The organism is Bacillus sp. SIMBA_074 (assembly GCF_046534555.1).
Classification (GTDB): Bacteria; Bacillota; Bacilli; order Bacillales; family Bacillaceae_G; genus Bacillus_A; species Bacillus_A mycoides.
The window spans coordinates 40,476-65,862 of record NZ_JAWRYM010000004.1 but is presented as its reverse complement, the minus strand read 5'-3'; the positions used below and the strand labels follow the sequence as shown (position 1 = coordinate 65,862).

Sequence of the window (25,387 nt, the reverse complement as noted above, 5' to 3'; positions counted from 1 at the left end):
TGTATGACGAAAAAACACATAGTTCTATTGTTATTTTACAAACACAGCTTCTGTTCGATATAGTGACAGCACATAATTTGAAGTTTAAATAACGATGTCTTGATAACCAACTTCTACAACTTGCTCATTTTCAAATTTCACCCCGACACCGTCCTCTTCCCAGGTACAATTGAATATTAATCCAACTCTTCTAATTCCATCTTCAAAATCTGGTAATATACTTAACCCAACAGGTTCCACCAATTTTCCTAGTTCTTGAATAGTTGTTATAATCGGCGCTATTTTATCAGCAGATTCATCACCTACCATATCTCTATATTCCATATATTCTTCTTTATAATACTCGAATATTGCTTGTTCAGCTTCTTTTGTAAGTTTGTTCATATCAGTAATGAACTTCCTATATGCTTCTTCTTGAACTTTAGGAATTAAATCATCTTCTTCTCCATCAATAGTTAAAGAAACTATTTTTTCCTGCCCAAAAATAGTTATCTTTTGTTGTCCGCTCCAATATAAATCGTGAACAATTTCACCAAATAATTCATGGTTTATTTTTTTCATAATTTTATTCTCCTAAATTTTTTCTTGATAACCAATTACGCCATATTTCCCCGAATAAAAAACATAAACTCATGTTAAACTTTTCTTATTCTTTAGAAACACAGTTATTACATTTCCATTCTTATCAATAACTACTCTCAAATTGTTAATACGCCTTCAATTAGCTGTAGCACCAATAGATTCTTTGAAAGTTTGTTCGTAACAAATAGTATGATTATAAATTTTAAAAATAAATGTTATAGTCACCCAAAATAAAAAGCGTGAGCTATTGGACCCACGCTTAAGAAGCATTTTAGTTTAAATGTTTTTATAAAAGTTAATTTTTTAGTTATTATTTTTATACATTTTTTGTGCTTGTCCCCAAACCTCAATTAAATTTCTAAGTTCATACGAAGCAAATAAATTATTAAAGGGTTGTAACCCCTACTATAAGAAATACTATTATTACCAAAGGAAGAATGATAATCATAAAGGACACTATTATTGTTAATAATGCTTTCCATGCTGAAAATTGGTGTGCTTCTCCTAAACATTTTAAGGAAATAATGATTGTCCAAATTCCAATAACTATATCAATTATGGCAAAAATAAGAAACAAAATCGTTAAAGTTATGCTACTATCCATTTCCGGTGTCTCACTCGTAAAGTTTTCTATCCCAAACAAGAAAAATGAAGGCACCCAAACTAATATAAGAGAGTAAACGTAAGGGATATAAGAATAGGCAACTGAGTAACGTGTTTTTTCAAAGGTACCTTGTCCACCAAGTTTTTTTGCCACCCAATTGAATAACGCTGGTAGCAAAAAATAATAAATTAAGAAAGCAACGAAGGTACCGAATATAACTATTGAGATTATTGAAAATGGACTACTTATTGAATCCGCCATATTTTTAGAAGATGCTCGATCTAAAGTCTGTACGAATGAGCCTAATAAAATGAGTAAAAACACATTCTTAGGTTTGGATATAAAAATTTCTTTCATTGTATCACGTGGTTTTGTCCAAATGGAGAACCAAGGATTAAGTGCACGTTTAAATTGATTTTCTGGAGTTTCCATATAAAAAACATTCCCCTTTCTTAAAACATATTAAATATAATTTCCTAATCATCCCAGTTATGTACATAGAAATATTAAAGCATAAATAGTCGGTTATTTAAATATAAATATTCAATCATTTAATTTCATCTGAAACTTAGGGGGAGTGCTTCTTAGCAATTACCTCTATATTGTCTTGCATTTTTAACTATGGGCTGAGTAGTTACTTTCATTTTTGAGTACCTCACATTCTTTAATACATTGGATAAACAGTTATAATCTTATCATTAATAAGAACAAACCTAATTTCCATTCCTTCAGATGTTTTACCAGAATATAATCTTCCACTTATACATCTTTTATTGCTATAAGCCTCGTGAATGGCTTCCATAAGAAGAATGCGCTTATATACTTGAAATGCAACAAATTCTCTTTAAAAGCCTATACGTATTTTCCCTCCATCTTCTATATGCTTCCGTAAATAATAGTACTTATGGAGTTCTATAATCATATAAAACAAAACAAACAAAATCACTGTGCATGCAGACATAAATACAATTGCCCCCATCTGTTGTGTTGCAATGCTAAGAATTATATTAGCAATTAACTGCCCCAATCCCGCTGCAATAGCTGCTACTTTTACACCACCAGTTCCTTTCGATGATTTTGATTTTTTTCTTGGTTCCTGAAGTTTTTCAATATGATTTTTATAAAAATGATACAAAGCAAAACCATACAAACCAAATGAAAGAATAAAATAGATGGGAGTTTGTAATTGTAACACTTCATAGGCATATTTTTGAGCTATAACCAATAATCCGACTGAACATATGGTGCCATATACTCCTCGAAATAGAGTGTATTGTAATTGTCGTTTCCGAGGATTGATAGCAATCCATATCGCCCACAAATTTAAAAAAATAACTGGCGGAGTTACTATATATACATAGAGTAATCGAAAAGGATTCGCGAACGCAGGCAAAAGAACAAACACGTCTGCCCCCAAAAGGACAAGGCCAATTACGTGGACTCTTATTTCATTTACAGGATAAAGGGCCATATAATGTGCAAAAGCTTTCTTATTAAAATCTATACTTTTTTTCATGTTAATTAAACCACCCCGCTACTGTTCCAATCGGTAAAAGTTTCATAGCTATTTATTCTCCTTTTTTCTAAATTTATCCATAATATTATGAGCAACTATATTCCATAGTAAAGAAAGTACGGTAACAAAAAGTACAGCTAAAGAAAAATAAATCCTATCCTTCCATGTATCATGTACAATCATGCCCAGTATAATCATTATTAACGCACCAACACATATAACTATTTTTGAAAATTTTCGCATTCTATTATCTCGCTTCCTTCTCAAACTTAAATGAAACTCCTGCGGAATCTATAATCATACCCACCTATTATAATCTCACCTTTGACACTTCTATCATAATCACCTAATACAGGTATATAATCAGGTATCTTAATTTTAATAATTTCCGCTTCATATGTTTGCAATACTATCAACGTTTCAAATGTCCTTTATACATTCCTTATCTAATTTTTAAAAATAAATCCAAACTATATATTTAAAAAAATAAAAGCGGACTCATAGAGTCAACTTTTACTTTTTATTTTTTAATATATCTTATGAAAGATTTAAAATTAATTCTGCTAAACTATCACAAATAACTTCGAAGCTTTCGCTTTCATAATCTTCTAACTTTACTTGTCCATTTTGATTATCTACAACTACCAAGAGACCGTTAAACTCCATACCAATAGGGATATTATTCAGTTGATTATCATGTGCGCCTTGGTATCCTTGTAAAGATACATAAAAATCATGCAGTTCAATTCCTGGTATAACAGGATTTAAATCAAAATCATAACCTAAATAATTACCTCCTAAGTCTAAAAACCAATAAGAATTATAATATTCTTTAATTGAATTATATAATTGTATTCCCAAATCTTTTTCTATATCAGAAAAATCATGAATTATATTTTTCTCTAAAGGTTTCCAGAATACGTATCCCTCTGTATCTGGTTCTCCTTCATAGATAAAAGTATCTGCTTCTACTAGCCATAAAGATTTTGGCAATGAATTATTACACTCTTGCCACTCTCTAATTATTTTATCAAAACAATTTTCCATTTCATTTTTCATTTTTTTATTTACCGCCTAATGTATGATGTTCAATAAATTTCTGAAGCATTTCTACATATTCTGCATCTTTCCCCCCATGCTCCAATCACTTTTTCTACGTTATGAACCCCTCCAAAACCAGGATGTAGTGGCATCGGAACACCAACAGCTTGACCACCACCAATATGGTGATGAACTAATTTAGTTCCACGTAATCCTGTAAAATTATATTGTGGAAATTTCCCTTTAAATCCTTAATGATTTATTCATATTTTGAATTCCCCTATCACATAAGTAATATCATTTCTTATTAAATTTACTGTGCACCAGTTCAAAGAATTTATTTGCACCAAGTGAAATTGCGCCAATAATAAGAACACCCATAATAAAATAAATCTTTTTAAATAAGTTGTAAGGAGATAAAATAGCAACTACAAGAAGTATTATAATTGCAACGAATGTGACTAATTTCCCAACTTTAAATGCTTGCATATCAGCTTTCCTCCTTCTGGATAAAAACAGCCAATATAGTCATACATCACAGATTCTTTAACCATAAGTTTTTATTTCCTTCCATAAATCACAATACTTAAAATTCAATAAACCTCTTTAAAAGGTTTCATGTGTTCTACCTCCACCTTCTATATGCTTCCTTAAATAATAATACCTATGGAGTTCCATAATGAAATGAAACAACATAAACGAAAGCATTGAATATACACACATTAATACAATTGCTACCATCTTTTGTGTTGCAAAACCAAGACTGATATTAGCAACGAGTTGACCCAATCCTATAAAAGCCACTACTCCGAAACCAGAGTTTTTTTTCGATGATTTTGATTTTTTGATTGGTTCCTGAAGTTTTTTTATATGATTTTTATAATAATAATTCAAAGCAAAAATATACAAACCCACTGAAAAAATAAAATAGATTGAAGTTTGTAATCCTAACATTCCATATGCAAACTTTTGGGTTATAACTAATAATCCTACTGAACATACGATGCCAAATACCCCACGAAATAGAGTGTATTGTAATTGCCGCTTCCTAGGATTTATAACAATCCATATTGCCCATACATTTAAAAAAGCAACTGGTGGAACTATTATGTACATATATATCGGTTGAACAGGATTCGCAAAAGCAGGCAAAAGCACAAATATATCTGTTATCCCAATCACAAGAGTAATTATAGTCGATCTTATATCATTTACAGCGTAAAGAGCCATATAATATTCAAAAGCTTTCTTATTAAAATCTGTATTTTTTTTCATGTTAATTAAACCACCCCGCTACTGTTGACCAAGCTTTTTTCGCAACCGTTTTCACCATATCCTTAATACTATCATCTTCACCATCACCATCTAAATCAACATCCCATTTTACACCTTCTGTGAAATATTATTCCCTTCTCGAAAAGAAGATCAACCCATTAATAAGATCTAGGCTTATCAAAAATTTCAAAAAGCCAAAGATTTTGCTGGTATCGAATCTATTGGGACTCACACTATGCGCAAAACCTTCGGCTATTGGTTCTATAAACAAACTAAAGATGTTGCTATGTTGCAAGATATATTAAACCACAGCACACCAAAGATTACACTCAAATATATTGGAATCAATAAAGAAGAAAAAGATAATATTCTTGATACATTTCAAATTTAATTTACTTAAAATTACTATTTCAACTGTCATAAAAAATAGTGGAAATTTATAAAGAAAGACCTTTTATTTTAAATTAAAAGGTCTCTTCTACAAACATATATATTAAGATTTATATTTTTTTACTGTACAAGGGATAGTTACGATGTACAAATCTATAGCATAGATTGTAACCCAAATACCTTTCCCTTCAGCTTCTAACTTTTTATTTAGTTGAGATAAATGCTCTGAAATTTTTCTTTTCCCCCATCTTCTAGGAAACCATTGAAAAACCTTAGGAACATTATGTTTCTTATTATACCGAGCATTCAGTCTCCAGAAAGTGAAAAAAAACAAAGCAATAATTATGATACAAAAAATATCAAAATATGAAATTCCTAAAATCATATTATATTTTCTCCATTTCCACTAAAACTCAGATAATTTACTTCTTAATTCTAATTCACCCTCTGTTTCAAAACCCTTAAATAATAAATGAGCAATTTGATTATGATTAAAAAATACATTATATTCTTTTGATAAATTACCATGAGGATATGGACAAGAAACATAATCCCATAATTTATTATCATCTTGTTGTTGCTTTCTACCATAAATCATAAGGAGTTGATTAATTTCTTCTACAAGAACTACAGAACCAATTGGTAATAATTCGCTTCCTATTGGTAATTTTGGTATATTTATATTTTCCATACAAAACTCCTCCTAAATAAACTAATTACTACTTTAAAAATAAAGATGTGATTTTATAAAAAATAAAAAAAGCTAGCGGCATCACTATGCCAAAAATTAGAGATAATATCATTTTCTCTTTAAAAGTAGCATCTGCTCCAAGCCAAACGGCTAATAAACTAGAAGGAACAGCAATAAAAACAAAAATAATTAAAATCTTTTTAAACACTTGCAATGAAAACAAAAAAACTTCCCCCTCATAAATATAACATTCTAACTCTTTTCTACTTTTCTACTCCAAATTTTATTCCTAAACCAACAGGTCCAAGACCAACACTTAATTCATTTTTCAATCCAACTTTTGCCTCTCCACCTATACTACCATAAGCTACATCTCCGCCAACAACTAGTTTCCAATCATCAATAAAAGGTAACGGTATTTTAACTTCTCCCTCAACACTATCTATTGGATGTAAAATTGTGTTTAATATTCCTTTAGGTTCATCTAACACCGCTTCATTTTGCCCTTTTTTGTAGTTATGATATTGCCCGATAATAGGAGTATTTTCTATCTGGCGAATAAATTTTTCGTACAACTGATCCATCGCTTCTACGTTATTTTCAACAGTATCTTTAAGTTTATCAAACAACGTTTCTTCTATGTTCTTCGTTTACCTGAACTCGATTTGCTTTATCTAAAAAAGCATAATTCATTAATATACAATTTAAAAACCTCTACTTATATGTAGAGGTTTTTGTATGACGAAAAAACACGTAGTTCCATTGTTATTTTACAAACCCCAAATTCTTCCTCATCTTAAAGTGGAACAAATTTATTACTTAGAGTGTCTAATAAGTGTATTTCTAATATTAGTTGTCCAGATTGGATACAACATATCCCGTTTGACATCTATTTTTATGTATTACAAAAAAAAGAAAGGACTTATTATTCCCAAAAGTAAAAAATATGTATTTTAATACTACGGTTAAGTATTACAAGTTTAATACTTTTACAGGTGAAGCATTACAAGTAGCAACAAAAAAGAAACACCCCAAACCGTGATTTATCAATCATATAAACGTTTTGGATGTCCTTTAACCTGTGAAATTTTAGCTGCAGTAGTATTGTTACCCTATGCCATCTTTAATTGCATTGGTATTTAGAATACCTAGACAAAATCCATATATTCTTGAAAGAGGTTGAAAATTTATGTTCGTTTTAAACAAGTTCTTTAACATTTTACATTACAAAAAGATTGTGCCTGTAGTATTACTTTCATGTGTATCACTTATAGGCTGTTCCAATAGTAACACTCAATCTGAACCACCTAAACAAACGAATCAAGCTAATCAAATTAAACAAGAAAATACAGGTAATCAATCTTTCGCTAAACTTGAAAAAGAATATGATGCTAAGCTTGGTATTTATGCACTGGACACAGGTACAAATCAAACTGTTGCTTATCATTCAGATGATCGTTTTGCATTTGCATCTACATCTAAATCATTAGCTGTGGGCGCTCTTTTACGCAAGAACTCATTAGAAGCTCTTGATCAAAGGATTACGTATACTCATGAAGATCTTTCTAATTATAATCCAATTACTGAAAAGCATGTTGATACAGGAATGACGTTAAAAGAACTTGCAGATGCTTCTGTTCGATATAGTGACAGCACAGCACATAATTTGATTCTTAAACAGTTAGGGGGGCCCTCTGAATTTGAAAAAATCTTGAGAGAAATGGGAGATACTGTTACTACTTCAGAACGATTTGAACCTGAATTAAATGAAGTGCATCCAGGAGAAACACATGATACCAGTACACCAGAAGCGATAGCTAAGACACTTCAATCATTTACATTAGGAACTGCACTTCCAATAGAAAAACGTGAACTATTAGTAGATTGGATGAAGAGAAATACAACTGGAGATAAATTGATTCGTGCGGGCGTACCAAAAGGATGGGAAGTAGCTGATAAAACAGGCGCGGGATCTTACGGAACAAGAAATGATATCGCAATTATTTGGCCACCAAATAAAAAGCCGATTGTTCTTGCTATACTTTCTAATCATGATAAAGAAGATGCTAAATACGATGATAAACTTATTGCAGACGCAACCAAGGTCGTGTTAAATACCTTAAAAGCTACGGAATAAATGATAATAGGTTAAAAGTTTTCTATTTTAGGCGGGTGTTTTCATCAACTAAAAATTTAATAGTGTCCCAAAAATGAAATTTGGTGCTAACTTGTAATAAAAAGCTCATTTTTATTGTTTGGGGATAAATGATTCTTTAAGCTTGATGGCGATTTCGTGCTATCCCTAAAACATCTGGACTTTAATAGCCAACTAAAAAATGCAAACAAAAAGACCTTTAATCAGTCGTTTTGTTTGCATTTCCTTTTTCTAAAACCACAGAAAAGATAAGTACTATAGTTAACACCATAATAAACCTTACTTCACTTCCATCACTTACAAAAAATGAATACAAAGTATAAATTAAAATTAATATTCCATAAATAACTTTGTGCAATGAACTCCCCCCTTTTTGCCGTATAAATTTTAGTGTAAAAATTTAATTCAAGCCCTATATCAAAATGAAAATAAAAAGCACCTGTGATATACACAAAGTGCTTTTCTCTTGTCAATTTATCTATTTTCACTATATTTATCTATTTTCTTTTTATAACTCAAATTTCTTCGAATCGTACTTTTCTAGAGTTTGCTGTAATTCATTTTTTTCATATGGAATATGTTTATCTGTCTGTACATCCTCAACATTTTCTCCACCTATTAATAATCTCCTGTACTTAAAAGAGTGCCCTGTTAATACTGTTGTAATCATTTTGTATTGCCCTCCTTTTGTTTGATTACTTGTATCATAAAACAAGTATCTGAAGTTGATATGTAGTTTATCTAGAGTGTATGTAAATTCAAAAAATCTCTAATAAAATGTTTATGTTGTAACGTTACCACCAAAACTAGTGCTTCAAACACCATGATTTGAAGAGACAGTAATCCATATTCTAGCTTGAATTCCTCCTACAGTTCTATATTGAGTAAAACTAGTTAATCCCTACAATATAAAAAGAGCACCCCTTTTGGATGCTCTTCGTTATAACTATATATTATTTAATTTCCTTCTTTTGTTGGTACCATTTTTCCTTCTTGAGAGTCTGTACCTTCTGTTCTTTCAACAGTTTTTGCATGCTCTGGTTTTTCAGGGGCTCCCATTTCAAATCCAGGTTGAGAATCTGTACCTTCTTTTGTTGGTACCATTTTTCCTTCTTGAGAGTCTGTACCTTCTGTTCTTTCAACAGTTTTTGCGTCTCCTTTAGGAGTTGCTGGCACTGCATCTTTAGGTAAATCAAAGTTTTGTGAGAAAGACGTTGTTCCATCTGCACTCTGTGTAATTACTTGATTTGAACTATCTTCATTTGACTTTAAATTGTCCATTTTCGCATCATCTGCACCTACTGCACCTCCCGCTACCAATCCTGTACTTAAAAGTGCTCCTGCTAATAATGTTTTAATCATTTTTCATTACCTCCTGTTTATTTATAATATTCATCAAAAAAGTATCTAGAGTTAATGTTTTAGTCATTATCTTTATCTACTTGCTTTTTGATTACATTTAGCATAAGACAAGAATCTATAGTTGATATGGACTGTATCTGGAGATTATGTAAAGAAAAATAGATGGTCAATTGTATATCCTAATGGATGCTTAGACAAGATTGAAACTTTATATGAGTTTGAACAATTGAGTTCCCCTTTGTTTTTAGGTGTGAGGTTTTTAGCTGGAGTGAAGTGAGGGACTAACCTTTTCTAATTTGAAAGCAAACTTTTTATTATTAGTTCACATTCAAAACACTGTAAATAAAGATGTTAAAAATCCGTGAACAAAAAACCACATCTCATTGATGTCCACCCCCTCAGAAATAAAGAACAGATTGAAGATATGAAATGGGTTCTCAAACGTCATTATTCTGAACGAGACTATATTCTCTCCCTTATTGGGATCCATACAGGATTCAGTGTCAGCGATTTACTCCAAATTCAAACAGAACCATAGTAAAGTTAAAACGGAAAAAGAGAAAAGAATTCAAAATCAAAGAGGGGGAAACGAAGAAAGAACGCATGATTAATCTTACTTCTATTTTTGATGAAGTCTATTCGTATACCAAATTTTAGAAAATACCTGGTTATTCCCATCCCGAAAAAGAGATCCATCCATTAGTAAGATCCAGGCTTATCGGCAATTACAAAAAGCCGGAGATTTTTCCGATATAGAATCCATCTGGACTCACACCTGCGGAAAACCTTCGGCTATTGGTTTTATAAACAAACATAAGAAACGTTCAATTAAAAGTTCGTTTTTTTCATGTAAAAAAACATTAGTAATTGGAATAGAACCATTATATTTTTTCAAAAAATCTATAAAATCAGTTGGTAATTTTATCTCACAATATTCCTCAAATGATCCAATTAATTCATCATTTGGTGATTGAAGTTTACTACCATTTTTAATCTTTATTTTGAATTTCATTCCAATATTCAGGAAAAAAACGAAGATTTCGCTTGTTTTGGAAGACCCCTACTTTTAACTTCTGCAACATATACTCCTACAGAATTTGGTTTCCTAATAATGTGAACTATCTCTCCACCCATCATCATATCTAAATACCTTTAGATTCTTTTGCAATGACTATTGCTGATAATTATCTAGGAAAAAAGACTTTAAAACCTGAGATAATGGGAGAAATATGAAATAATAGATAGAGCTGACTTCTATAAGAAGTCAGCTCTATCTATTATTTCAATTCTTTATTTTTTCCTTTTTTAAATTCTTTTTGTTTATCTAGCCAAATATGAATTAAATCTACTAATTCAATCGTTTCTATCTCACAAAAATCTCCCTTACCATCTTCAGCCAAATTGTCTAGGACAGTAGTTGTATCTTTCCGAATTTCTAAACCGCAAATGTTTCCATTTACTACTACGTAATTTTCTTTCCCATTTAAAACACTATGTATTTCTTCTAAAATCCAATCTCCAAACGCAGAAACTTCAACGCCTAAAAAAGTCTCAATAAGTTTAATTTCTTGAGGAAGCCTCATAACTAGTTTTCCATTGGTAAGTACTTCAAAGCTATATGGATATTTCATTACTATTGTACTCCTTTATACTAAAGATAAAATTTATTCCGATGGGAAAGCAGAGATAATTTTCCCATTCCCATCTATATACATGCTAATCCTTATACCCTCTGAACCTATTCCAGAATATGTGTTACCAAATTCATACGTTCTATTATTATATGCTTCATTTATATTATCTACAATCTTTTGTGGGCTCCAATCTTTAGGGAAAAATGTGGAAAATCCTCTATTTCCAGTTTTAGGGGTTCCATTTACTTCTACCCTAGCTTTATAGATGCCTTGATCATTTAATATCTCTTCTGTTCCGCTAATTATTTTTCCAGGTGTATTCTCCAATACTTCAGTATGATAACCCATTGCGTCACCACGCCAATTTATTTCACCCTCTAGGATATGTTTGAGTGTATTTGGTCTAAATTTTTCTGTATGTTGTAAATTAGATATAATTTCCCTATTAGAAAGTGAAGATGTATGATTTTCATCAACAAAATTACTCCCACCGGAATCACTTTCACCCCTAGCAAACTGATAGGTCGACAGCTTTTCTTCAGCTTTTTTAAAATCAGGCGTATCAGATCTAAATCGCAAACTATTTCCACCAGCAAAAGCAAAGCGATCTCCCAATTGTAAATTACTTGTAATATGTGAAATAGCTTGCGGAATCTTATTTTTTGCTAGTTTGGTCACTTTACCCGCTTGACCTAATTTACTTGCTTTACTTAATCCTTTATCACCAATAAGTCCTACTCCAACTTGTGTTAAAGCATAACTTCCCCATTTAGCACGACTTTCAGCATCTCCATTTATTACATCATTAATAAATGAATCCGATAATGCATTACACATGGTACTAAGGGTATCAATAGGGTGCAAAGCAGCGTTCCCCATGTTTTCCCACGTTTCCCAATCTCCTAAAGCTTTTATTCCGTCTATTGTATCGCTAACTGCTTGTCCCGTCCTATCTACAATACCGTCCCAAATTTTTTCACCAGTAGATTTTTCAGGTAGCTTACCACACATTTCACCTTTAATTTCTTTTAAAATATATATCAACCTATTAAAAAGCAAATAAAAGAAGACTAAAAAGCAAATAGTAGTCTTCTTTTTCTAATTAAAATATTAAAAACCAAAAAACTAGCTTTTTTGTGACCAATTAGCACAAAATCTCGTTCTGGGGGTACAATAAAATTTTAGCTTGATGGCAATGTGGCGGTAACCCTTTTATAATGATTTTGGGTAAGTTATAAATAGTCTCTACCTATTAATATTGTATAATTCAATAAATTTTTTAAGACTGTCTTCTAATCTCTTAATTGTGTTTGGATACTTTTTTGAATAACCCTCACACATTTTTTTTAAATAATGATAAAGTGTTTGATAATCAATTATTACCTCATCACCACTGTATAATGCAAATTCTACACCTTCAAATGAATCTCCATTGGCAATATCATACTCATCCAAATCTCCTGGAAAAGTACATGCGCCATATTCCTCTCCAAATCCTACTCCTTCACAAACTGAATTGATTACCTTTAAAAATCTTTCATCATCTACCATATTAAACACTGCTTGTATAGGAAAATGAGTTAAATCTAGTAAATCCTCATCTTTTAATCTAAATTCTCTTTGCATACATATCTCTCCTCGTATATCTTTAATTTATTCTGGAAAAAAAGAAGAGATTTCTCCACCTTTATGGTATCCTCTCCAAGTTATCTCTTTACTGTCAACACCTGTCCATTCTCTTGAAAGAACTCCATCACTAGTTTTTAATTTAGCGTCATTAGCTGCTTCAATTCCACGGTTAATAAATTCCTTATCACTTATAATTTTAGGATCATAAATGGTTTTTGTGAATACTTTATTTCCATACTCTCCTGTAGGAGTGCCATCCATATTTAACTTAGGCATATTGTATTCTACTGTTTTTACACCTAGAATTTTTGAAGGTGATTCACTGACTATTTTTATATCGTTTTTAAAGAACTCTTCACTGTTGTGTGCTCCACCATTTAGAGTCTGATCATAGCTTTTCAGCGTTTTAGTCAATAAGTTTTTACTTGAACAGTACAGCATAAAATTACCTAGCTGTAATTCAAATTCAGTCAAAACAAAAAACACCGCCTCTCATTAGTTTGATTTACAAACCAATAAAAGACGGTGTTTATTAAAATGCATTAACATTATTTGTTGGTACGAAAAGAAATTTGTTGGTAACTTTACATTACCGCTAAACAATCAAAAACACTGTTATATCAGCGTTTACGAAGCCTTATATTCAAGTCTCAGCTTATCCTCAACCATTGCGATGAACTCAGAATTCGTAGATTTTGCTTTTGACATGTATACTGTATAACCATCACTATATCAAGGCATTGTATATTTCATAACAATTATTAAAAGCTTCTATTTATTGGTTAGAAGTATAAGGTTTATCGCTTACCTAAATCTGATTGTATCTTCTATTCAAAGTACTTTCAATAAAAAAAGGTAATGGACATTAAAAAAGCTTATGCAGGTTATACATAAGCTTTTTTACTCATGATTAGATATTTTTCAAATGCTACACCTTAAAGCAAGTCTTAAAAAGATTAAATATAATAGTCAGGATTTCCATCCATTTTTATTAAAAATTCTTCTAAAGAATCCGCTATTTCCGTTGAACCATAATATATAGGACATTGACCTAATTCATTTTCCTGTTTAAATTTAATTGTTAAAAAGCTAATCTCTGATACTTCAAAAAATACTAGTGATTCTTCATCATCGACATCGTCGAAATTAGGATTATATTCATAAATATCTTGTCTTAAACGAAAATCTGCAACAGAAAATGGGTCCATGAATCTGTTAATAAGAGTCTTATTAGTCTTTAAAAATCCATAGCCAATTTCCTCATAGAAACGTTTTAGTTCTTTGGGGAATTGCATTTTCAACAAATCTTCTGCTTCTGCTATCTCTTCTTTTGGTAAAGGATAAAAAATAGGTGTTTGATTAGATTTAACACTCTCGTCTGCTACAATGTGTTTTTTCAAAAAATTAAACATAATTTTTACTACCTCCTATTAAAGAAGGGTTATTTTTAACGCTTCCTCAAGCATTGTATTAAAATCATTATATGTGTTCATTACCGTACCTGATGGTTTATCAAGTTCTAAATAAGTACCGTCTGATAAACTTTTACAAAACCACGCAATATTTGAATCGCCAAAGAAAAGATACTCTTTTTGAAATTCATTTTCATACCAAATCTCATTCGTGTCTATAAAGCCGCAAATATGTTCATCTTTTTTTGTTTCTAATAAAGAAGAATCAACTCCGTAAAGTACCAGTCCATCAAAGTCTAAACCATTTACAGTTTTAAGAAACTCTTCGTATTCCCTCGGTAAATCAACATTAAATTTCTCTTTTACATGTTCTCTTAATCTTTGAACTTCAGTATCCGTTGCGGGTGTATTCAGCTTATAATTAACACTTTTCAATATATCTCCAATTTCCAAAATCATATTTTTCCACATATAAAAACCTCTTTCTAAATTTATTCCCCTTTAGGGTAGATATTATATTTCGGTATAGGCCAGCTTATGTCTACACTATCTCCAGGTTGTAAGCCTTTAGTTAATGTACGTTGTGTATTAGTTATAGCTTTATGATATGGGTGATTTTGTATTAAAGTTAAATTTTCAAATGCATTTGTCCCTCCATCATCTAATGGAAGATTATGATGTACTTGCCACCCTATTGGAGGCTTTCCTCTTTTCATCAATTCTATATCCCCATCTAATATACCAGCATTCTTAAGTTCAGCAAGCTTAACAGGGTCATTAACTAAGGATTTAAGAAAATCTTTTCTGACACTTCTATCAAATTCCTTCCGAAGTTGATCAGTTTCTTCTCGGGTTCTCTTAGAATAAGTAATTTCATCAACTTTAACATCTTTAAGAATTACATCTTCTCCATATAATTTACCAACAAAAATGTCACCATCCGTAGTCCTTTTAGTATATTGATAAGGTGATAGCTTATCCTTAGCTGTTTGATAAGTATCAATAAAGCTAGATTTTAAAGAACTTCCCCCAATACCAGCATAAGCAAAACGGTTTCCAATGTTTAAATTAAAATTATTTAATACGTTTATTGCATTTCTATATTTAGCAGAATTAGTTACTCTGGACATACCTTTTGTTAGATTTGCAGTAGTTGCTACCTTCGATACTTTACTTAATCCTTTATCACCAATGAGACCTAGCCCAATTTGAGTTAAAGCATAACTTCCCCACTTTGCCCGACTTTCTGCGTCTCCATTTATTACATCATTAATAAATGAATCCGATAATGCATTATACATGGTACTAAGGGTATCAATAGGGTGCAAAGCAGCGTTCCCCATGTTTTCCCACGTTTCCCAGTCTCCTAAAGCTTTTATTCCATCTATTGTATCGCTAACTGCTTGTTCCGTACCATCTACAATACCGTCCCAAATTTTTTCACCAGTAGATTTTTCAGGTAGCTTACCACACATTTCACCTTCTTCAATTGAATTGGCAGCTTGTCGTGCCCTCTCTTCTGTAATCGCTTGAATAGAAGTTGTCCATTCCATATTCAACCCTTGTGTACTAAATGTACCACTTGCAGGACTAAAACCTTTTCCACTTTGTACCTCTGCTAAACCTTGTGCGATACTAGCAGCTAGTTGAAGTGCTGTATCATAATTACTACTAGAAGTATAATTAAATTCATATAGATGTTCTAATTTTTCTTGCAGTTTTTTCCTCATGACAGTAAAAAGATTTGCCATAGCTTCCATACCTGGGATTGGCATAGCTTGACTGATGGCTTCCATACTTGCTTTCATTCGGTCAATTTCTCGAATTTGTTCTAATATTTCTTGTTCAATTACATCTGTGGAAGCGACTTGTGATTGAAATTGACTTGGAAAAGCATCGTTCTGACGAATTAACTCTTCACACAGATAAATAATTCCTTGCGCTAAAGGACGAAAGGTTTGTACAAAAAATGATTTTGCACTGCTATATGTTTGCCCTTGTAACACAGTATCAGTTGCAAAAGCGTCAATCGACTGAATGGCTTGTTCCATGCCTTGAATGGTAGCGGTACATACAGCATTCATGCTTTGAGTTTGGCTTTGTACTTCTCCTAAATACATATTTAAACTCATGCATTGACCTCCCTTGCTAATTGTTGTTGTTGATAGGAAAGGTCGTTTTCTAAATCACTAAGGTCTCGTCTTTCTTTAAGCAGCGTTTCTTTTTTGTTTTCCAATTCAAATGTGACTTTTCTTTCAATATGTTTTGCATCTTGATATGTATTCATAAAAAACTGAGACATTTCTCTATCATCATGCCAAGTTCCTAAAATTCGATCAAACAAACGATGGCTTCGACCTCTCCATTCATAAAAATCTGCTTCCGCTTGCTCCTGAATGTGAATCGCGGATTGATTTCGGTCTTGTTCTTCAAATACACTTCTTAACTTTTGATTTACTTGATTGATTTGTTTTTCAATATCTTGACTCATCATATTCCTCCTACCATTTTACCTTTATGTAGGTTGTCACATTAGCGAAAAGTGTTGTGAAGTTCGTTATCCATTCTCTCAAACTCTTGGGCTACTGAATGAATATTATCGACCGCTTGTTGAAAGGCAGTAGAAAATTGTTTCGTAAAATCTAACATTTGTTGATTCGCTTCTTGTGCTTTGGAATTAACAGATAGTGTTGTACGCGTCGCCTTTGTTATAGAACGAGTTGTTGCACTTTGGATCATATTCGAAGCTGTTCTCATCTGCGTAGCAATTTGTTGTGCCGTTTGAAAATTACTTTGAAATTGTCCCATCACTCAAATCCTTTCTCTAATTTTCAGAACATGCCAAAGAAATCCCAATAGATATATGAAATTTCTCTATCAATATCACTCTTTTTAAACGTGTGTCCAGCTAAGCTGGGCACGCAATCAAATGAGCCATACAATATAAGCTGTATGGCTCATTTGAAATGCTTGTTATATAGAGTAAAACAATTTTTATTTCAAACCGAAATTACGTGATAATTCTTCATCATGAGAAGCAACAGCCTCTGCAGTTTTATTCAGCTGCATATTAATTTCTTGCAATAGCTGTGCAAAGCTTTGTACTTTTGGCTTTAATTCATTGAACTGTTGATCAAAACCTTCGAAAGCACGACCTTCCCATTCTCCTCTTAATTCATTTTGTAAGTTTTGTAATTGACGTAAAATATCCTCAATTTGATTTGCACCTTGTCCATATCGAGTCGCTTTTGATTTAAGCTCCTCTGGTGACATACGAATTTGTCCAGCCATTTTCATTTCCCCTTTAATACATAATAAGTAAAATATATTTTGGTTAATTTTACTAAAAATATTATAATGTATTATTTTGAACTTTTAAACGTTTTATCTTTCTATTGAATAGTAGAATATTATCAATTCTAATCATTAAATATTCTACTTTTTCTTGCTTTACAAGATTTTATGCAAAAAAGAACACCAAAAGGCAGTCCCTCAAAACTCAATCCTATCCCGCACTCCACCGCTTTCTCATACAAATAATTCGCAACGATAATATCTACTACAGCCAAACCAACTGATTTGAAAATAGTAATCTCTTCGTCTAGGGGTAGCGTCCTATCTCCATCAACTTAAAAATTTAATAGTGTCCTCAAAACGGAATTTTGTGTTAACTTGTAACAAAAAAAGAGGAGCTATCTCCTCTTAATAAATAAACACTATTTAATTTGTTCCTTATACTCATGGTTAACAAGTACATACCATTTTCCTGTATCAAATTTTTCTTTATTAATCACGTAAACTTTATTTTGTCTCTTTACCTCCCCTGGTTTTAATTCCTTAGTAATAGTAGAGGTCTCGCCTTTTTCAACCTCATAACTACTAGCTGCCCACACATCACTTTGGTAAGCATTATCATTTTCATCCACTAAATCCACTGATGGTAAAACGGCTAATTTCATCGATTCGTTTGTGATGTTTTTCCCTTCTACTTCTACAACAATAAAGACATGTCCATTTTCAGGTTCTTGGATTCCTATACTTTCTTTACCAACCTTATCTCTTTCTACAACTCTTTTTACAGTTACATCAAATTTAGGTGTATGAAAATCCTTGTTTACAGCATACTCTTTTTCTTTTACCTTTGATTTCTCTTTTGTTTGTTCTGTATTTTTCTGCTTTGCATTCTCTTTCGGTTTCGCCTCATCAGTTGTTTGTACTTTCTTTTCTTCTTGTTTAGAATTGGTTTCTTTAGATTCTGAAGAAGTTTTGTCGGATGTATTGCCGCAACCAGATAAATTGAATACTAAAGCGCCCCCTAAAATACATGTAGTCAATTTTTTCAACATCTCTTTTTATCCCCCAATAACACGATATATAAATTCCTTACTTATCATAGCAAAAAATACGATCTTAAATTGTTGTATTTTGTCGAATGATTAAGAATAATCAATCGTTTTTATTGCATATAAAAAACATGATCTTGATGTAGTACCAAGATCATGTTTTACGTTGATGTTATTTATAAAATACTTTATCCACATTATACTTCGCTTGAAATTCGTTAATCATATATGTTTCGTAAATTTCTCTTTCCATCGGATCTTCTACAATACATACATCAATACAATACACTTCATCACGATGATTTTTAATTGGTGATACATTATCTTCAAAATGCTTTTTAATACGTTGTCTTACTTTACGTGCTTTCCCAACAAAAAGAAGTTCGTCATTAAAATCATAGTTAAAAAATAAGGGGAATTATATGATAGGAGATGCAAATATAGACAGTCGCTGACCATTAGTCTACAACTAATCCCACACCCCCACATAAAAGAAAAAAGCACCAGGCCCCCCCCCCCCGATGCTTTCCCCCCTAAAACAAATGACAAGCCACCTCATGTCCCTTCGCAATCTCAACCATCTTCGGTACTTCCTGTGCGCATTTTTCAGTGGCGAATTTGCAGCGCGTTCTGAATTTACAGCCGGATGGTGAGTTTAGTGGGCTTGGTACTTCCCCTTGCAGAATGATCCGTTCTTTGCCTGTGTTTGTTGGATCTGGTTCTGGCATGGATGAGAGTAGTGCTTGTGTGTATGGATGTGCCGGTTTTGTGTATAAGTCTTCGCTGTCGGCAATTTCTACTATGTTTCCTAAGTACATGACTCCGATTCTATCTGAGATGTGTCTTACCATGGATAGGTCATGTGCGATGAATAAGTATGTGACGCCTGTTTCTTCTTGAATGTCCTGCAGCATGTTTACCACTTGTGCTTGGACTGATACATCTAGTGCTGAGATTGGTTCATCACATAGGATAAAGTCTGGTTTTACAGATAGTGCGCGCGCGATGCTAATGCGCTGTCTTTGGCCTCCGCTAAATTCGTGCGGATAGCGATATAGGTGTTCTTCTTTTAGTCCTACTTTTTTGAGAAGGTCTAGAATGATTTCTTTTCTTTCTTCGGCTGTGTAAGAGCCATGAATGTTCATCGGTTCGCTAATAATTTGGAATACGTTCATTGTCGGGTTTAATGATGCGTATGGGTCTTGGAAAATGATTTGCATTCGTTTTCTGTATTCTTTTAGTTCACTTTCCTTTAGGTCCGCGATATCTTTTCCGTCAAATAGGATGTTACCTGACGTTACATCGTGTAAGCGAATGATACTTCTTCCTGTCGTTGATTTCCCGCAGCCGGATTCCCCTACTAGTCCGAATGTTTCACCCTTTTTAATTGTGAAGCTTAGGTCATCGACTGCTTTTAATTGCTCTGTTTTTCTGCCGAATAGTCCTTTTTTGATAGGAAAATACTTTTTTAAGTTCCGAACTTCAATTAAGTTTTCTTCATGCATGTGAATCACCTACCGCCCTATCGTTTAGCCAGCACATGGAGCGTCTTCCGTTTTCGATTTCAAAATATGGTGGACGTTCTTTTTCACAAATGTCCATTTTATGTGGGCAACGCTCTGCGAATGGGCAACCTTTCGGCGGGTGTAGTAAGTTGGGCGTTACACCTTGAATTGGTGCTAGTCTTTCTTTTACTCCGTTCGATATTTTTGGCAGAGAGTTTAATAGCCCTTTCGTATATGGATGATTCGGCGATTGGAAAATATCAAGTACCTGTCCTTCTTCCATAATAAGTCCACCGTACATAACAATAACGCGTGTACAGTTTTGCGCAACAATTCCAAGATCGTGCGTAATAAGAAGTAACGACATATTCGTTTCGTTTTTTAAGTTTTTCATTAAATCTAGTATTTGTGCTTGTATCGTTACATCAAGCGCAGTCGTCGGTTCGTCCGCAATGAGAAGGTCTGGGTTACAAGACATTGCCATTGCGATCATAACCCGCTGCTTCATACCGCCGCTTAGTTCATGCGGATATTGTTTTACCCTTTCTTCCGGTGAAGAAAGACCGACTTGTTTTAGTAAGTTGACCGCGATATTTTGTGCTTCTTTCTTTTTCACTTTTTGATGCCGAATAATTACTTCCGTCATTTGCTTACCAATTTTCACAACTGGGTTTAATGCCGACATTGGATCTTGAGATATGAGTGAAATTTGATTTCCTCTAATCGAACGCAATTCTTTCTCCGATTTAGAAAGCACGTTTTCATTTTGAAAAAGAATCTCTCCTTCTTTCACTTTCCCTGGCGACGTAACGAGGGCCATAACGGATTTCGCCATAACGCTCTTTCCGCTTCCCGATTCGCCAACAATCCCAACGACTTCACCCTTTTTCAAGCTAAATGAAACGCCGCGAACCGCTTCTACTTCGCCGTCTTCTATGAAAAAAGAAGTCTTTAAGTTTTTCACTTCTAATAGTTTTTCAGACACGCTTTTCACTCCCCCTCATTTAAAGCATTAGTTCTCATGATGAGCCCCTTTTGGCGCGAAAGCTTTTTTCAACGCTTCACCGATTACGTTAAAACTTAGTACTGTTAATAAAATAAGGAACCCTGGGAAGAGTGTTAAATACCAAGCTTCACCTATATATCCTTGCGCATTATTTAGCATGCTGCCCCAAGAAGAATCTGGTTCTCTAATACCTAATCCTAAGAAGCTAAGTGATGATTCCATTAAAATAGATGTCGCAATCGTTAATGTCGCTGCGATTATAATGGTTGATAAAATGTTTGGAATGATGTGTCTTACAATAATCATCAATGATTTTTGTCCAGATACTTTTGCATATAAAACGTACTCACGCTCTTTTACAGATAACGTTTCTGCCCTTACGATACGCGCGGTATCCATCCACGTTAATAATCCGATAATAAGAACAAGCGTTGTAATTCCTGGTTTTAAATACGCATTTAATAGTAGCATTAAAAAGAATGATGGAATTGACATTAAAACTTCAACAATTCGCATTAAGAAGTTGTCTAACTTTCCGCCAAAATATCCGCTAATTGTTCCTACTGCGGTCCCGATTGTAATGGAAACAACCATCGCTAGAAAACCAACAGCAAGGGAAACTCGTCCGCCATATAACGCTCTCGTTAAGTAATCCCTTCCGTAATCATCTGTGCCGAACGGATGACTTAAACTCGGTTCTTGTAAACGATCTGGAATAGACATTTTGCTAGGATCATACGGTGATACGAATGCGAAAAGAGACGCGATTGTTAAAACACCCAGTATAATAACTCCCATTACTACAAACTTATTTTTTGTAAAACTATTTTTTATCGTTTGAAATCTCCTATTGTTCATTCCAAATCACCCCCTCATTCGAATGCGTGGATCTACTACGCCATATAAAATATCAGCAATTAAATTACCGAGAATTAACATGAACGATGATAATAATGTGATTGCCATAATAATTGGATAATCAAATCTAAAAATAGCATTTACCCCGAGTGAACCAAGTCCCGGCCATGAGAATACTGTTTCCGTAATGAACGCTCCGCCTACTAAACTCGGAATGGATAATCCGAAGATTGTAATGATCGGTATTAATACGTTTCGAAGTACGTGATTAAATAAAACTGTTTTCTGTGAAGCACCGTACGCATATTGAATTTGTACGTAATCTTCCTCTAATTGCTGAATTGTACTTGAGCGAATATATCTCATATAGACAGAGATGTTTTGGAACGCTAGCACCATGCAAGGTAAAATACCGTGCTGGACAATATCCAAGAAGGAATCTTGACCGACTGTGCGCATACCCATACTCGGAAGCATGTTCAACTTTAAAGAGAATAAGTAGATTAATAGTAAAGCGAACCAAAAGACAGGCATTGAGATTCCTACATAGGAGATGAAGTTCACAATGCGATCAAAGAACGAGTTCTTTTTCACACCTGTAAATAGTCCAAGCGGTATTGCGATTACAAATGAGACGAGTAAAGATGATCCCATTAACCCGATTGTTGCGGGTAATCTTTCTGTAATAAGTTCTAAAACAGGACGATGGTTTTGAAGTGAGTATCCAAAATTCCCTGTTAAAATATTTTTTAACCATAAAAAATATTGCACGTAAATCGGCTGATCTAGTCCTAAACTTTTGCGAATACGTTCAACGTCAATCGGACTCATATTCGGCGTTACAAAGTTTCGAACGGGATCGCCCGGCGCTAGTTTTATTAATAAAAAAGAAATAATAGAAATAACAAATAAAAGCGGAATTGCATTTAACAGCCTCTTTGCAATTACTTTATACACAAACTTCCCCCCTCAAGATAAAGTGAAACTTTAATCAGTGGGACTTCCACCTAACTTCCTCGCATTCGCCAAGTTTTGAGGTGGGAGTCTTACTGCCCATTAAAGCGGGATAAAGAAGCTGATTTTCACCAGCTTCTTTACAGTTTCTTATTTCACTTCATAAATCTTTGATAGATCTTCAAACATTGTAACTGGAATTGCTTTTGCTTCTTTTAATCCATCAAACTTTTTATCTACTGCAATAACTGCTTTCGGATATGCGATTGGAAGATAAGGTAAGTCTTCTCTCGCTGTATCTTGAATTTTATGGTATAGCTCTGCGCGTTTTGTTTTATCTGTTTCAACCGCAGCTTCTTCCCATAACTTATCGAAGTCAGCATTTTTATAACGTGCATAATTGTATTCCGCATTGCTTAAGAATAAGCTCTTATATGAATCTGGCTCTGGTCCCATTATGTAACCACCAAATGTAATGTCATATTCTTTATTCTCTTTATCTAAGCCTTTTTCACTTGCCGCACTAGCATCTAATGCATTTAGTTCAACTTGTAAGCCAACTTCTTGTAATTTTTGCTGTGTATAAAGTGCTAGACTTTCCATGATTTTATTATTCGTTACATACATAACGCGGATTTTTTCTTTATCTTTTACACCAGCTTTTGCTAATAAATCTTTCGCTTCTTTTTGATCATACTTATACTCTTTAATATCTTTCGCATAATACATAGCGTCTGGCGTTAAGATTGAATTTGCCGGTTCTGCAAATTGACTAGAAACGAACGCTGAGTTAATCATTTCTTTCTTATCTAATGCATGCGCAATTGCTTGGCGCACTTCTTTTTTCTTCATAAGATCTGTATTAAAGTTATAAGCTAAGTAGAATAATCTACCTTCAGGGAATGTGACCATTGAGAAGTTCCCAGTGCTATCTAATTTCTTAAAGTCTTGCGGTTCGATCATCTTCATATTAATTTGACCATTTTGAAGTGAAACGTTTGCTGTATTACGGTCTTTTACAACGCGGTACACGACAGAATCTAATTTCGCTTTACCAGCAAAATAATCGTCGAATCGCTCTAACGCAACATATTCATCTGATTTAAACTCTTTTAACTTAAATGGACCTGATCCTACAGGTTGTAGGTTTTTCTTACTCTTCACTAAATCTGCTTCACCTTCAAATACATGTTTCGGAATTGGGAAGAAATCGTTCATAACCCCTTCGAAAGATGCACTTACTTGTGGTAATACAAATTGAGTCGTTAGCTCATCCACTTTTTTCACCTCAAGCGGCTTTCCTTTAAAAATAAAGTTTTCACGGCTTGAACTATTTTGCTTCTCATCTAGAATAGATTTGAATGTAAATACAATATCATCTGATGTAATTTTCTTACCATCATGCCATTTCAAATTATCCTTTAATTTTAAAGTCCATGTTAATTGATCCTCTGAAGGCGTAAAGCTCTCAGCAAGAACAAACTTTTTCTTACCGTCTTCCATATGATACAGCGGTGCATATAAAGCTTGCTGTATCGTTAATGACACTCGATCATTCGCATAAAGCGGGTTCATCGTATCTGGATTATCACTAACACCAACCGTTAACGTTCCTCCATCTTTCGGAGTCCCTGATTTACTAGTTCCTGCTTGCTTCGAAGAATCTTTCTCCCCTGAGCAAGCCGCTAATGCAATAAGTAATAGTAGGACAAATGGTAATGCAAACAACTTCTTCTTCATATTTCGACCCCTCTCGACTATTTACACCTATAAGAAAACTCGGAATTAATACCGAGTTTTCTTATAGGTTTTAAATTACCACTACCCGTATGTATTGTCAAACTTTTTCGCAAAGATAGACAGTTTGAAATCTATTAATGAATTCTTGCAATAAACTATATTTATGCGGGGAGTAAAATAAAAAGACCACGAATAGGTAGCCTCGTAAAATGAGTTGAAAAACTAGCAGCCTACAGAAAGTTTCTCTGAAATGGTTGTTATATATAATTGAAAATGTAGAATGAGATTAAAGATAAAAAACACTTTTAGGAGGCTCTTATGACATTTGATGAATTGAAAAAAAACAAACCAACAACCCCATGGGTTGAGCATGATGAAGATGGCGAGTTTTTCACTGAAGAAAATATAAGTGCAACAAATAAGGTTCTTGACACTTACATTAACCATCTAGAGCAATTAGGCGAGACTCCAACCGAAGTCGAAGTAATGCAAGTCGTTAAAGAAGTAGTTGTTAATATAAATGAATTAAATGAGGAACATGACTATTTTATCGAAACAATGGAAAGAGAAGATCTCTATGAATTTATCGATACAGCAGCACGAATAGCTGGCTTAGAATCCGAAGAAGATATAACAGAAGAATGGCGGGAATGGTAAAAAAATCTGCATACTTGATATCTAAATTTACTC

The 25,387-nt window shown here is 33.3% G+C and carries 30 protein-coding genes and 9 pseudogenes; 4 read left to right on the top strand and 35 right to left on the bottom strand.

Annotated elements, in window-relative coordinates:
* Positions 1–84: 84 nt before the first annotated feature.
* The 8 genes and pseudogenes from SB773_RS06955 to SB773_RS06920 all read right to left on the bottom strand — a co-directional run bounded on the left by SB773_RS06955 (position 85) and on the right by SB773_RS06920 (position 5,018).
* Entirely contained in the window at positions 85–561 is a 477-nt protein-coding gene (locus SB773_RS06955) for a DUF6985 domain-containing protein (protein WP_002125637.1), read from the bottom strand.
* A gap of 406 nt (positions 562–967) precedes the next feature.
* Positions 968–1,618 (bottom strand): Yip1 family protein, encoded by a 651-nt coding sequence (locus tag SB773_RS06950; protein ID WP_002010942.1) that lies wholly within the window; start codon positions 1,616–1,618, stop codon positions 968–970.
* A 412-nt stretch (positions 1,619–2,030) separates the two neighbouring features.
* Positions 2,031–2,702 carry a hypothetical protein gene (locus tag SB773_RS06945; protein ID WP_063226589.1) on the bottom strand — a complete coding sequence of 224 codons (672 nt, stop codon included), beginning with the start codon at positions 2,700–2,702 and terminating at the stop codon, positions 2,031–2,033.
* 537 nt (positions 2,703–3,239) lie between these two features.
* Positions 3,240–3,761, bottom strand: coding sequence for a SecY-interacting protein Syd (locus SB773_RS06940; RefSeq protein ID WP_410589163.1), 522 nt, complete (start codon positions 3,759–3,761; stop codon positions 3,240–3,242).
* 29 nt (positions 3,762–3,790) lie between these two features.
* Positions 3,791–3,931: pseudogene (locus SB773_RS06935) on the bottom strand (hypothetical protein); the annotation flags it as partial.
* Positions 3,932–4,040: 109 nt separating this feature from the next.
* Positions 4,041–4,232, bottom strand: coding sequence for a hypothetical protein (locus tag SB773_RS06930; RefSeq protein ID WP_002125631.1), 192 nt, complete (start codon positions 4,230–4,232; stop codon positions 4,041–4,043).
* A gap of 11 nt (positions 4,233–4,243) precedes the next feature.
* A pseudogene (locus SB773_RS06925) lies at positions 4,244–4,336 on the bottom strand (DUF4176 domain-containing protein); the annotation flags it as partial.
* A gap of 13 nt (positions 4,337–4,349) precedes the next feature.
* Positions 4,350–5,018, bottom strand: coding sequence for a hypothetical protein (locus SB773_RS06920; protein WP_410589161.1), 669 nt, complete (start codon positions 5,016–5,018; stop codon positions 4,350–4,352).
* 127 nt (positions 5,019–5,145) lie between these two features.
* On the opposite strand from SB773_RS06920, the pseudogene SB773_RS06915 reads away from it, so the two are divergent.
* A pseudogene (locus SB773_RS06915) lies at positions 5,146–5,409 on the top strand (tyrosine-type recombinase/integrase); the annotation flags it as partial.
* Between the two features lie 102 nt (positions 5,410–5,511).
* On the opposite strand, the gene SB773_RS06910 reads toward SB773_RS06915, so the two are convergent.
* The 4 genes and pseudogenes from SB773_RS06910 to SB773_RS06895 form a co-directional block, all read right to left on the bottom strand.
* Positions 5,512–5,793, bottom strand: coding sequence for a hypothetical protein (locus SB773_RS06910; RefSeq protein WP_002125625.1), 282 nt, complete (start codon positions 5,791–5,793; stop codon positions 5,512–5,514).
* Positions 5,794–5,814: 21 nt separating this feature from the next.
* Positions 5,815–6,099, bottom strand: a complete 285-nt coding sequence (locus SB773_RS06905; RefSeq protein ID WP_002125622.1) for a DUF4176 domain-containing protein — start codon at positions 6,097–6,099, stop codon at positions 5,815–5,817.
* 28 nt (positions 6,100–6,127) lie between these two features.
* Entirely contained in the window at positions 6,128–6,322 is a 195-nt protein-coding gene (locus SB773_RS06900; RefSeq protein ID WP_002125620.1) for a hypothetical protein, read from the bottom strand.
* A 199-nt stretch (positions 6,323–6,521) separates the two neighbouring features.
* A pseudogene (locus SB773_RS06895) lies at positions 6,522–6,749 on the bottom strand (hypothetical protein); the annotation flags it as partial.
* A 539-nt stretch (positions 6,750–7,288) separates the two neighbouring features.
* On the opposite strand from SB773_RS06895, the gene blaIII reads away from it, so the two are divergent.
* Positions 7,289–8,236, top strand: coding sequence for a class A beta-lactamase BlaIII (gene blaIII, locus SB773_RS06890; RefSeq protein ID WP_002016516.1), 948 nt, complete (start codon positions 7,289–7,291; stop codon positions 8,234–8,236).
* Positions 8,237–8,453: 217 nt separating this feature from the next.
* Here the strand turns inward: blaIII and SB773_RS06885 are convergent, their stop codons facing one another.
* From SB773_RS06885 to SB773_RS06875, 3 genes are all read right to left on the bottom strand, one after another.
* Positions 8,454–8,612 carry a hypothetical protein gene (locus tag SB773_RS06885; RefSeq protein ID WP_002087303.1) on the bottom strand — a complete coding sequence of 53 codons (159 nt, stop codon included), beginning with the start codon at positions 8,610–8,612 and terminating at the stop codon, positions 8,454–8,456.
* Positions 8,613–8,762: 150 nt separating this feature from the next.
* Positions 8,763–8,924: a hypothetical protein gene (locus SB773_RS06880; protein WP_002125612.1), complete on the bottom strand. Its 162-nt coding sequence runs from the start codon at positions 8,922–8,924 to the stop codon at positions 8,763–8,765.
* Between the two features lie 287 nt (positions 8,925–9,211).
* The gene (locus SB773_RS06875) at positions 9,212–9,616 is read right to left on the bottom strand and encodes a hypothetical protein (protein ID WP_002125610.1); all 405 of its coding nucleotides are present in this window, start codon (positions 9,614–9,616) and stop codon (positions 9,212–9,214) included.
* A 361-nt stretch (positions 9,617–9,977) separates the two neighbouring features.
* Here SB773_RS06875 and SB773_RS06870 point away from each other — a divergent pair.
* Positions 9,978–10,430: pseudogene (locus tag SB773_RS06870) on the top strand (tyrosine-type recombinase/integrase); the annotation flags it as partial.
* Between the two features lie 51 nt (positions 10,431–10,481).
* Here SB773_RS06870 and SB773_RS06865 read toward each other — a convergent pair.
* The 20 genes and pseudogenes from SB773_RS06865 to SB773_RS06770 form a co-directional block, all read right to left on the bottom strand.
* Positions 10,482–10,628, bottom strand: a pseudogene (locus SB773_RS06865) (SMI1/KNR4 family protein); the annotation flags it as partial.
* A gap of 265 nt (positions 10,629–10,893) precedes the next feature.
* Positions 10,894–11,247 carry a type II toxin-antitoxin system toxin gene (locus SB773_RS06860; protein WP_000877044.1) on the bottom strand — a complete coding sequence of 118 codons (354 nt, stop codon included), beginning with the start codon at positions 11,245–11,247 and terminating at the stop codon, positions 10,894–10,896.
* A 33-nt stretch (positions 11,248–11,280) separates the two neighbouring features.
* Positions 11,281–12,270, bottom strand: a pseudogene (locus tag SB773_RS06855) (EndoU domain-containing protein); the annotation flags it as partial.
* A 225-nt stretch (positions 12,271–12,495) separates the two neighbouring features.
* Positions 12,496–12,876 (bottom strand): ribonuclease toxin immunity protein CdiI, encoded by a 381-nt coding sequence (cdiI, locus tag SB773_RS06850; RefSeq protein ID WP_410589156.1) that lies wholly within the window; start codon positions 12,874–12,876, stop codon positions 12,496–12,498.
* Positions 12,877–12,903: 27 nt separating this feature from the next.
* On the bottom strand, positions 12,904–13,353 hold the full coding sequence (locus SB773_RS06845; RefSeq protein ID WP_410589154.1) for a CdiA family toxin C-terminal domain-containing protein: 450 nt from the start codon (positions 13,351–13,353) through the stop codon (positions 12,904–12,906).
* Positions 13,354–13,506: 153 nt separating this feature from the next.
* Positions 13,507–13,602: pseudogene (locus SB773_RS06840) on the bottom strand (sporulation transcription factor Spo0A); the annotation flags it as partial.
* A gap of 233 nt (positions 13,603–13,835) precedes the next feature.
* Positions 13,836–14,291: an SMI1/KNR4 family protein gene (locus SB773_RS06835; RefSeq protein ID WP_215562722.1), complete on the bottom strand. Its 456-nt coding sequence runs from the start codon at positions 14,289–14,291 to the stop codon at positions 13,836–13,838.
* Between the two features lie 18 nt (positions 14,292–14,309).
* Positions 14,310–14,762 carry a YrhA family protein gene (locus SB773_RS06830; protein WP_074594986.1) on the bottom strand — a complete coding sequence of 151 codons (453 nt, stop codon included), beginning with the start codon at positions 14,760–14,762 and terminating at the stop codon, positions 14,310–14,312.
* A 20-nt stretch (positions 14,763–14,782) separates the two neighbouring features.
* Positions 14,783–16,423, bottom strand: coding sequence for a T7SS effector LXG polymorphic toxin (locus SB773_RS06825; protein ID WP_410589151.1), 1,641 nt, complete (start codon positions 16,421–16,423; stop codon positions 14,783–14,785).
* Entirely contained in the window at positions 16,420–16,782 is a 363-nt protein-coding gene (locus tag SB773_RS06820; RefSeq protein ID WP_016094664.1) for a DUF3958 family protein, read from the bottom strand. Before SB773_RS06820 ends, SB773_RS06825 begins: the two co-directional genes overlap by 4 nt.
* Positions 16,783–16,823: 41 nt before the next feature.
* Complete coding sequence (locus SB773_RS06815) at positions 16,824–17,099, bottom strand: TIGR04197 family type VII secretion effector (protein ID WP_003193249.1); 276 nt, start codon at positions 17,097–17,099, stop codon at positions 16,824–16,826.
* Positions 17,100–17,285: 186 nt separating this feature from the next.
* On the bottom strand, positions 17,286–17,582 hold the full coding sequence (locus SB773_RS06810; RefSeq protein WP_002125598.1) for a WXG100 family type VII secretion target: 297 nt from the start codon (positions 17,580–17,582) through the stop codon (positions 17,286–17,288).
* 128 nt (positions 17,583–17,710) lie between these two features.
* A complete protein-coding gene (locus SB773_RS06805; RefSeq protein WP_255449034.1) occupies positions 17,711–17,884 on the bottom strand; it encodes an ornithine cyclodeaminase in 174 nt (57 codons plus the stop codon).
* Positions 17,885–18,007: 123 nt separating this feature from the next.
* Positions 18,008–18,637: a hypothetical protein gene (locus SB773_RS06800; RefSeq protein WP_410589148.1), complete on the bottom strand. Its 630-nt coding sequence runs from the start codon at positions 18,635–18,637 to the stop codon at positions 18,008–18,010.
* A 169-nt stretch (positions 18,638–18,806) separates the two neighbouring features.
* Positions 18,807–19,028 (bottom strand): annotated as a pseudogene (locus SB773_RS06795) (nucleotide excision repair endonuclease); the annotation flags it as partial.
* A 139-nt stretch (positions 19,029–19,167) separates the two neighbouring features.
* Positions 19,168–20,139, bottom strand: a complete 972-nt coding sequence (locus tag SB773_RS06790) for an ABC transporter ATP-binding protein (protein ID WP_002087305.1) — start codon at positions 20,137–20,139, stop codon at positions 19,168–19,170.
* On the bottom strand, positions 20,132–21,124 hold the full coding sequence (locus SB773_RS06785; RefSeq protein WP_410589146.1) for an ABC transporter ATP-binding protein: 993 nt from the start codon (positions 21,122–21,124) through the stop codon (positions 20,132–20,134). Before SB773_RS06785 ends, SB773_RS06790 begins: the two co-directional genes overlap by 8 nt.
* Positions 21,125–21,151: 27 nt before the next feature.
* Entirely contained in the window at positions 21,152–22,003 is an 852-nt protein-coding gene (locus SB773_RS06780) for an ABC transporter permease (RefSeq protein WP_002186601.1), read from the bottom strand.
* A 6-nt stretch (positions 22,004–22,009) separates the two neighbouring features.
* Positions 22,010–22,960: an ABC transporter permease gene (locus tag SB773_RS06775; protein ID WP_002125592.1), complete on the bottom strand. Its 951-nt coding sequence runs from the start codon at positions 22,958–22,960 to the stop codon at positions 22,010–22,012.
* Between the two features lie 147 nt (positions 22,961–23,107).
* On the bottom strand, positions 23,108–24,697 hold the full coding sequence (locus SB773_RS06770; protein ID WP_016101720.1) for an ABC transporter substrate-binding protein: 1,590 nt from the start codon (positions 24,695–24,697) through the stop codon (positions 23,108–23,110).
* A 318-nt stretch (positions 24,698–25,015) separates the two neighbouring features.
* Between SB773_RS06770 and SB773_RS06765 the strand changes: the two genes are divergently transcribed.
* Complete coding sequence (locus SB773_RS06765; RefSeq protein WP_410589143.1) at positions 25,016–25,354, top strand: hypothetical protein; 339 nt, start codon at positions 25,016–25,018, stop codon at positions 25,352–25,354.
* Positions 25,355–25,387: the final 33 nt, after the last annotated feature.

What these genes read in the sequence shown, in the direction of transcription:
- SB773_RS06815 (WP_003193249.1), bottom strand. Translation starts at nt 17,099, where the DNA reads ATGGGACAATTTCAAAGTAATTTTCAAACGGCACAACAAATTGCTACG.
- SB773_RS06880 (WP_002125612.1), bottom strand. Translation starts at nt 8,924, where the DNA reads ATGATTACAACAGTATTAACAGGGCACTCTTTTAAGTACAGGAGATTA.
- SB773_RS06825 (WP_410589151.1), bottom strand. Translation starts at nt 16,423, where the DNA reads ATGAGTTTAAATATGTATTTAGGAGAAGTACAAAGCCAAACTCAAAGC.
- SB773_RS06765 (WP_410589143.1), top strand. Translation starts at nt 25,016, where the DNA reads ATGACATTTGATGAATTGAAAAAAAACAAACCAACAACCCCATGGGTT.
- cdiI (WP_410589156.1), bottom strand. Translation starts at nt 12,876, where the DNA reads ATGCAAAGAGAATTTAGATTAAAAGATGAGGATTTACTAGATTTAACT.
- SB773_RS06955 (WP_002125637.1), bottom strand. Translation starts at nt 561, where the DNA reads ATGAAAAAAATAAACCATGAATTATTTGGTGAAATTGTTCACGATTTA.
- SB773_RS06810 (WP_002125598.1), bottom strand. Translation starts at nt 17,582, where the DNA reads ATGGCTGGACAAATTCGTATGTCACCAGAGGAGCTTAAATCAAAAGCG.
- blaIII (WP_002016516.1), top strand. Translation starts at nt 7,289, where the DNA reads ATGTTCGTTTTAAACAAGTTCTTTAACATTTTACATTACAAAAAGATT.
- SB773_RS06920 (WP_410589161.1), bottom strand. Translation starts at nt 5,018, where the DNA reads ATGAAAAAAAATACAGATTTTAATAAGAAAGCTTTTGAATATTATATG.
- SB773_RS06905 (WP_002125622.1), bottom strand. Translation starts at nt 6,099, where the DNA reads ATGGAAAATATAAATATACCAAAATTACCAATAGGAAGCGAATTATTA.
- SB773_RS06790 (WP_002087305.1), bottom strand. Translation starts at nt 20,139, where the DNA reads ATGCATGAAGAAAACTTAATTGAAGTTCGGAACTTAAAAAAGTATTTT.
- SB773_RS06940 (WP_410589163.1), bottom strand. Translation starts at nt 3,761, where the DNA reads ATGAAAAATGAAATGGAAAATTGTTTTGATAAAATAATTAGAGAGTGG.
- SB773_RS06835 (WP_215562722.1), bottom strand. Translation starts at nt 14,291, where the DNA reads ATGTTTAATTTTTTGAAAAAACACATTGTAGCAGACGAGAGTGTTAAA.
- SB773_RS06820 (WP_016094664.1), bottom strand. Translation starts at nt 16,782, where the DNA reads ATGAGTCAAGATATTGAAAAACAAATCAATCAAGTAAATCAAAAGTTA.
- SB773_RS06860 (WP_000877044.1), bottom strand. Translation starts at nt 11,247, where the DNA reads ATGAAATATCCATATAGCTTTGAAGTACTTACCAATGGAAAACTAGTT.
- SB773_RS06830 (WP_074594986.1), bottom strand. Translation starts at nt 14,762, where the DNA reads ATGTGGAAAAATATGATTTTGGAAATTGGAGATATATTGAAAAGTGTT.
- SB773_RS06910 (WP_002125625.1), bottom strand. Translation starts at nt 5,793, where the DNA reads ATGATTTTAGGAATTTCATATTTTGATATTTTTTGTATCATAATTATT.
- SB773_RS06875 (WP_002125610.1), bottom strand. Translation starts at nt 9,616, where the DNA reads ATGATTAAAACATTATTAGCAGGAGCACTTTTAAGTACAGGATTGGTA.
- SB773_RS06780 (WP_002186601.1), bottom strand. Translation starts at nt 22,003, where the DNA reads ATGAACAATAGGAGATTTCAAACGATAAAAAATAGTTTTACAAAAAAT.
- SB773_RS06770 (WP_016101720.1), bottom strand. Translation starts at nt 24,697, where the DNA reads ATGAAGAAGAAGTTGTTTGCATTACCATTTGTCCTACTATTACTTATT.
- SB773_RS06800 (WP_410589148.1), bottom strand. Translation starts at nt 18,637, where the DNA reads ATGTTGAAAAAATTGACTACATGTATTTTAGGGGGCGCTTTAGTATTC.
- SB773_RS06945 (WP_063226589.1), bottom strand. Translation starts at nt 2,702, where the DNA reads ATGAAAAAAAGTATAGATTTTAATAAGAAAGCTTTTGCACATTATATG.
- SB773_RS06950 (WP_002010942.1), bottom strand. Translation starts at nt 1,618, where the DNA reads ATGGAAACTCCAGAAAATCAATTTAAACGTGCACTTAATCCTTGGTTC.
- SB773_RS06930 (WP_002125631.1), bottom strand. Translation starts at nt 4,232, where the DNA reads ATGCAAGCATTTAAAGTTGGGAAATTAGTCACATTCGTTGCAATTATA.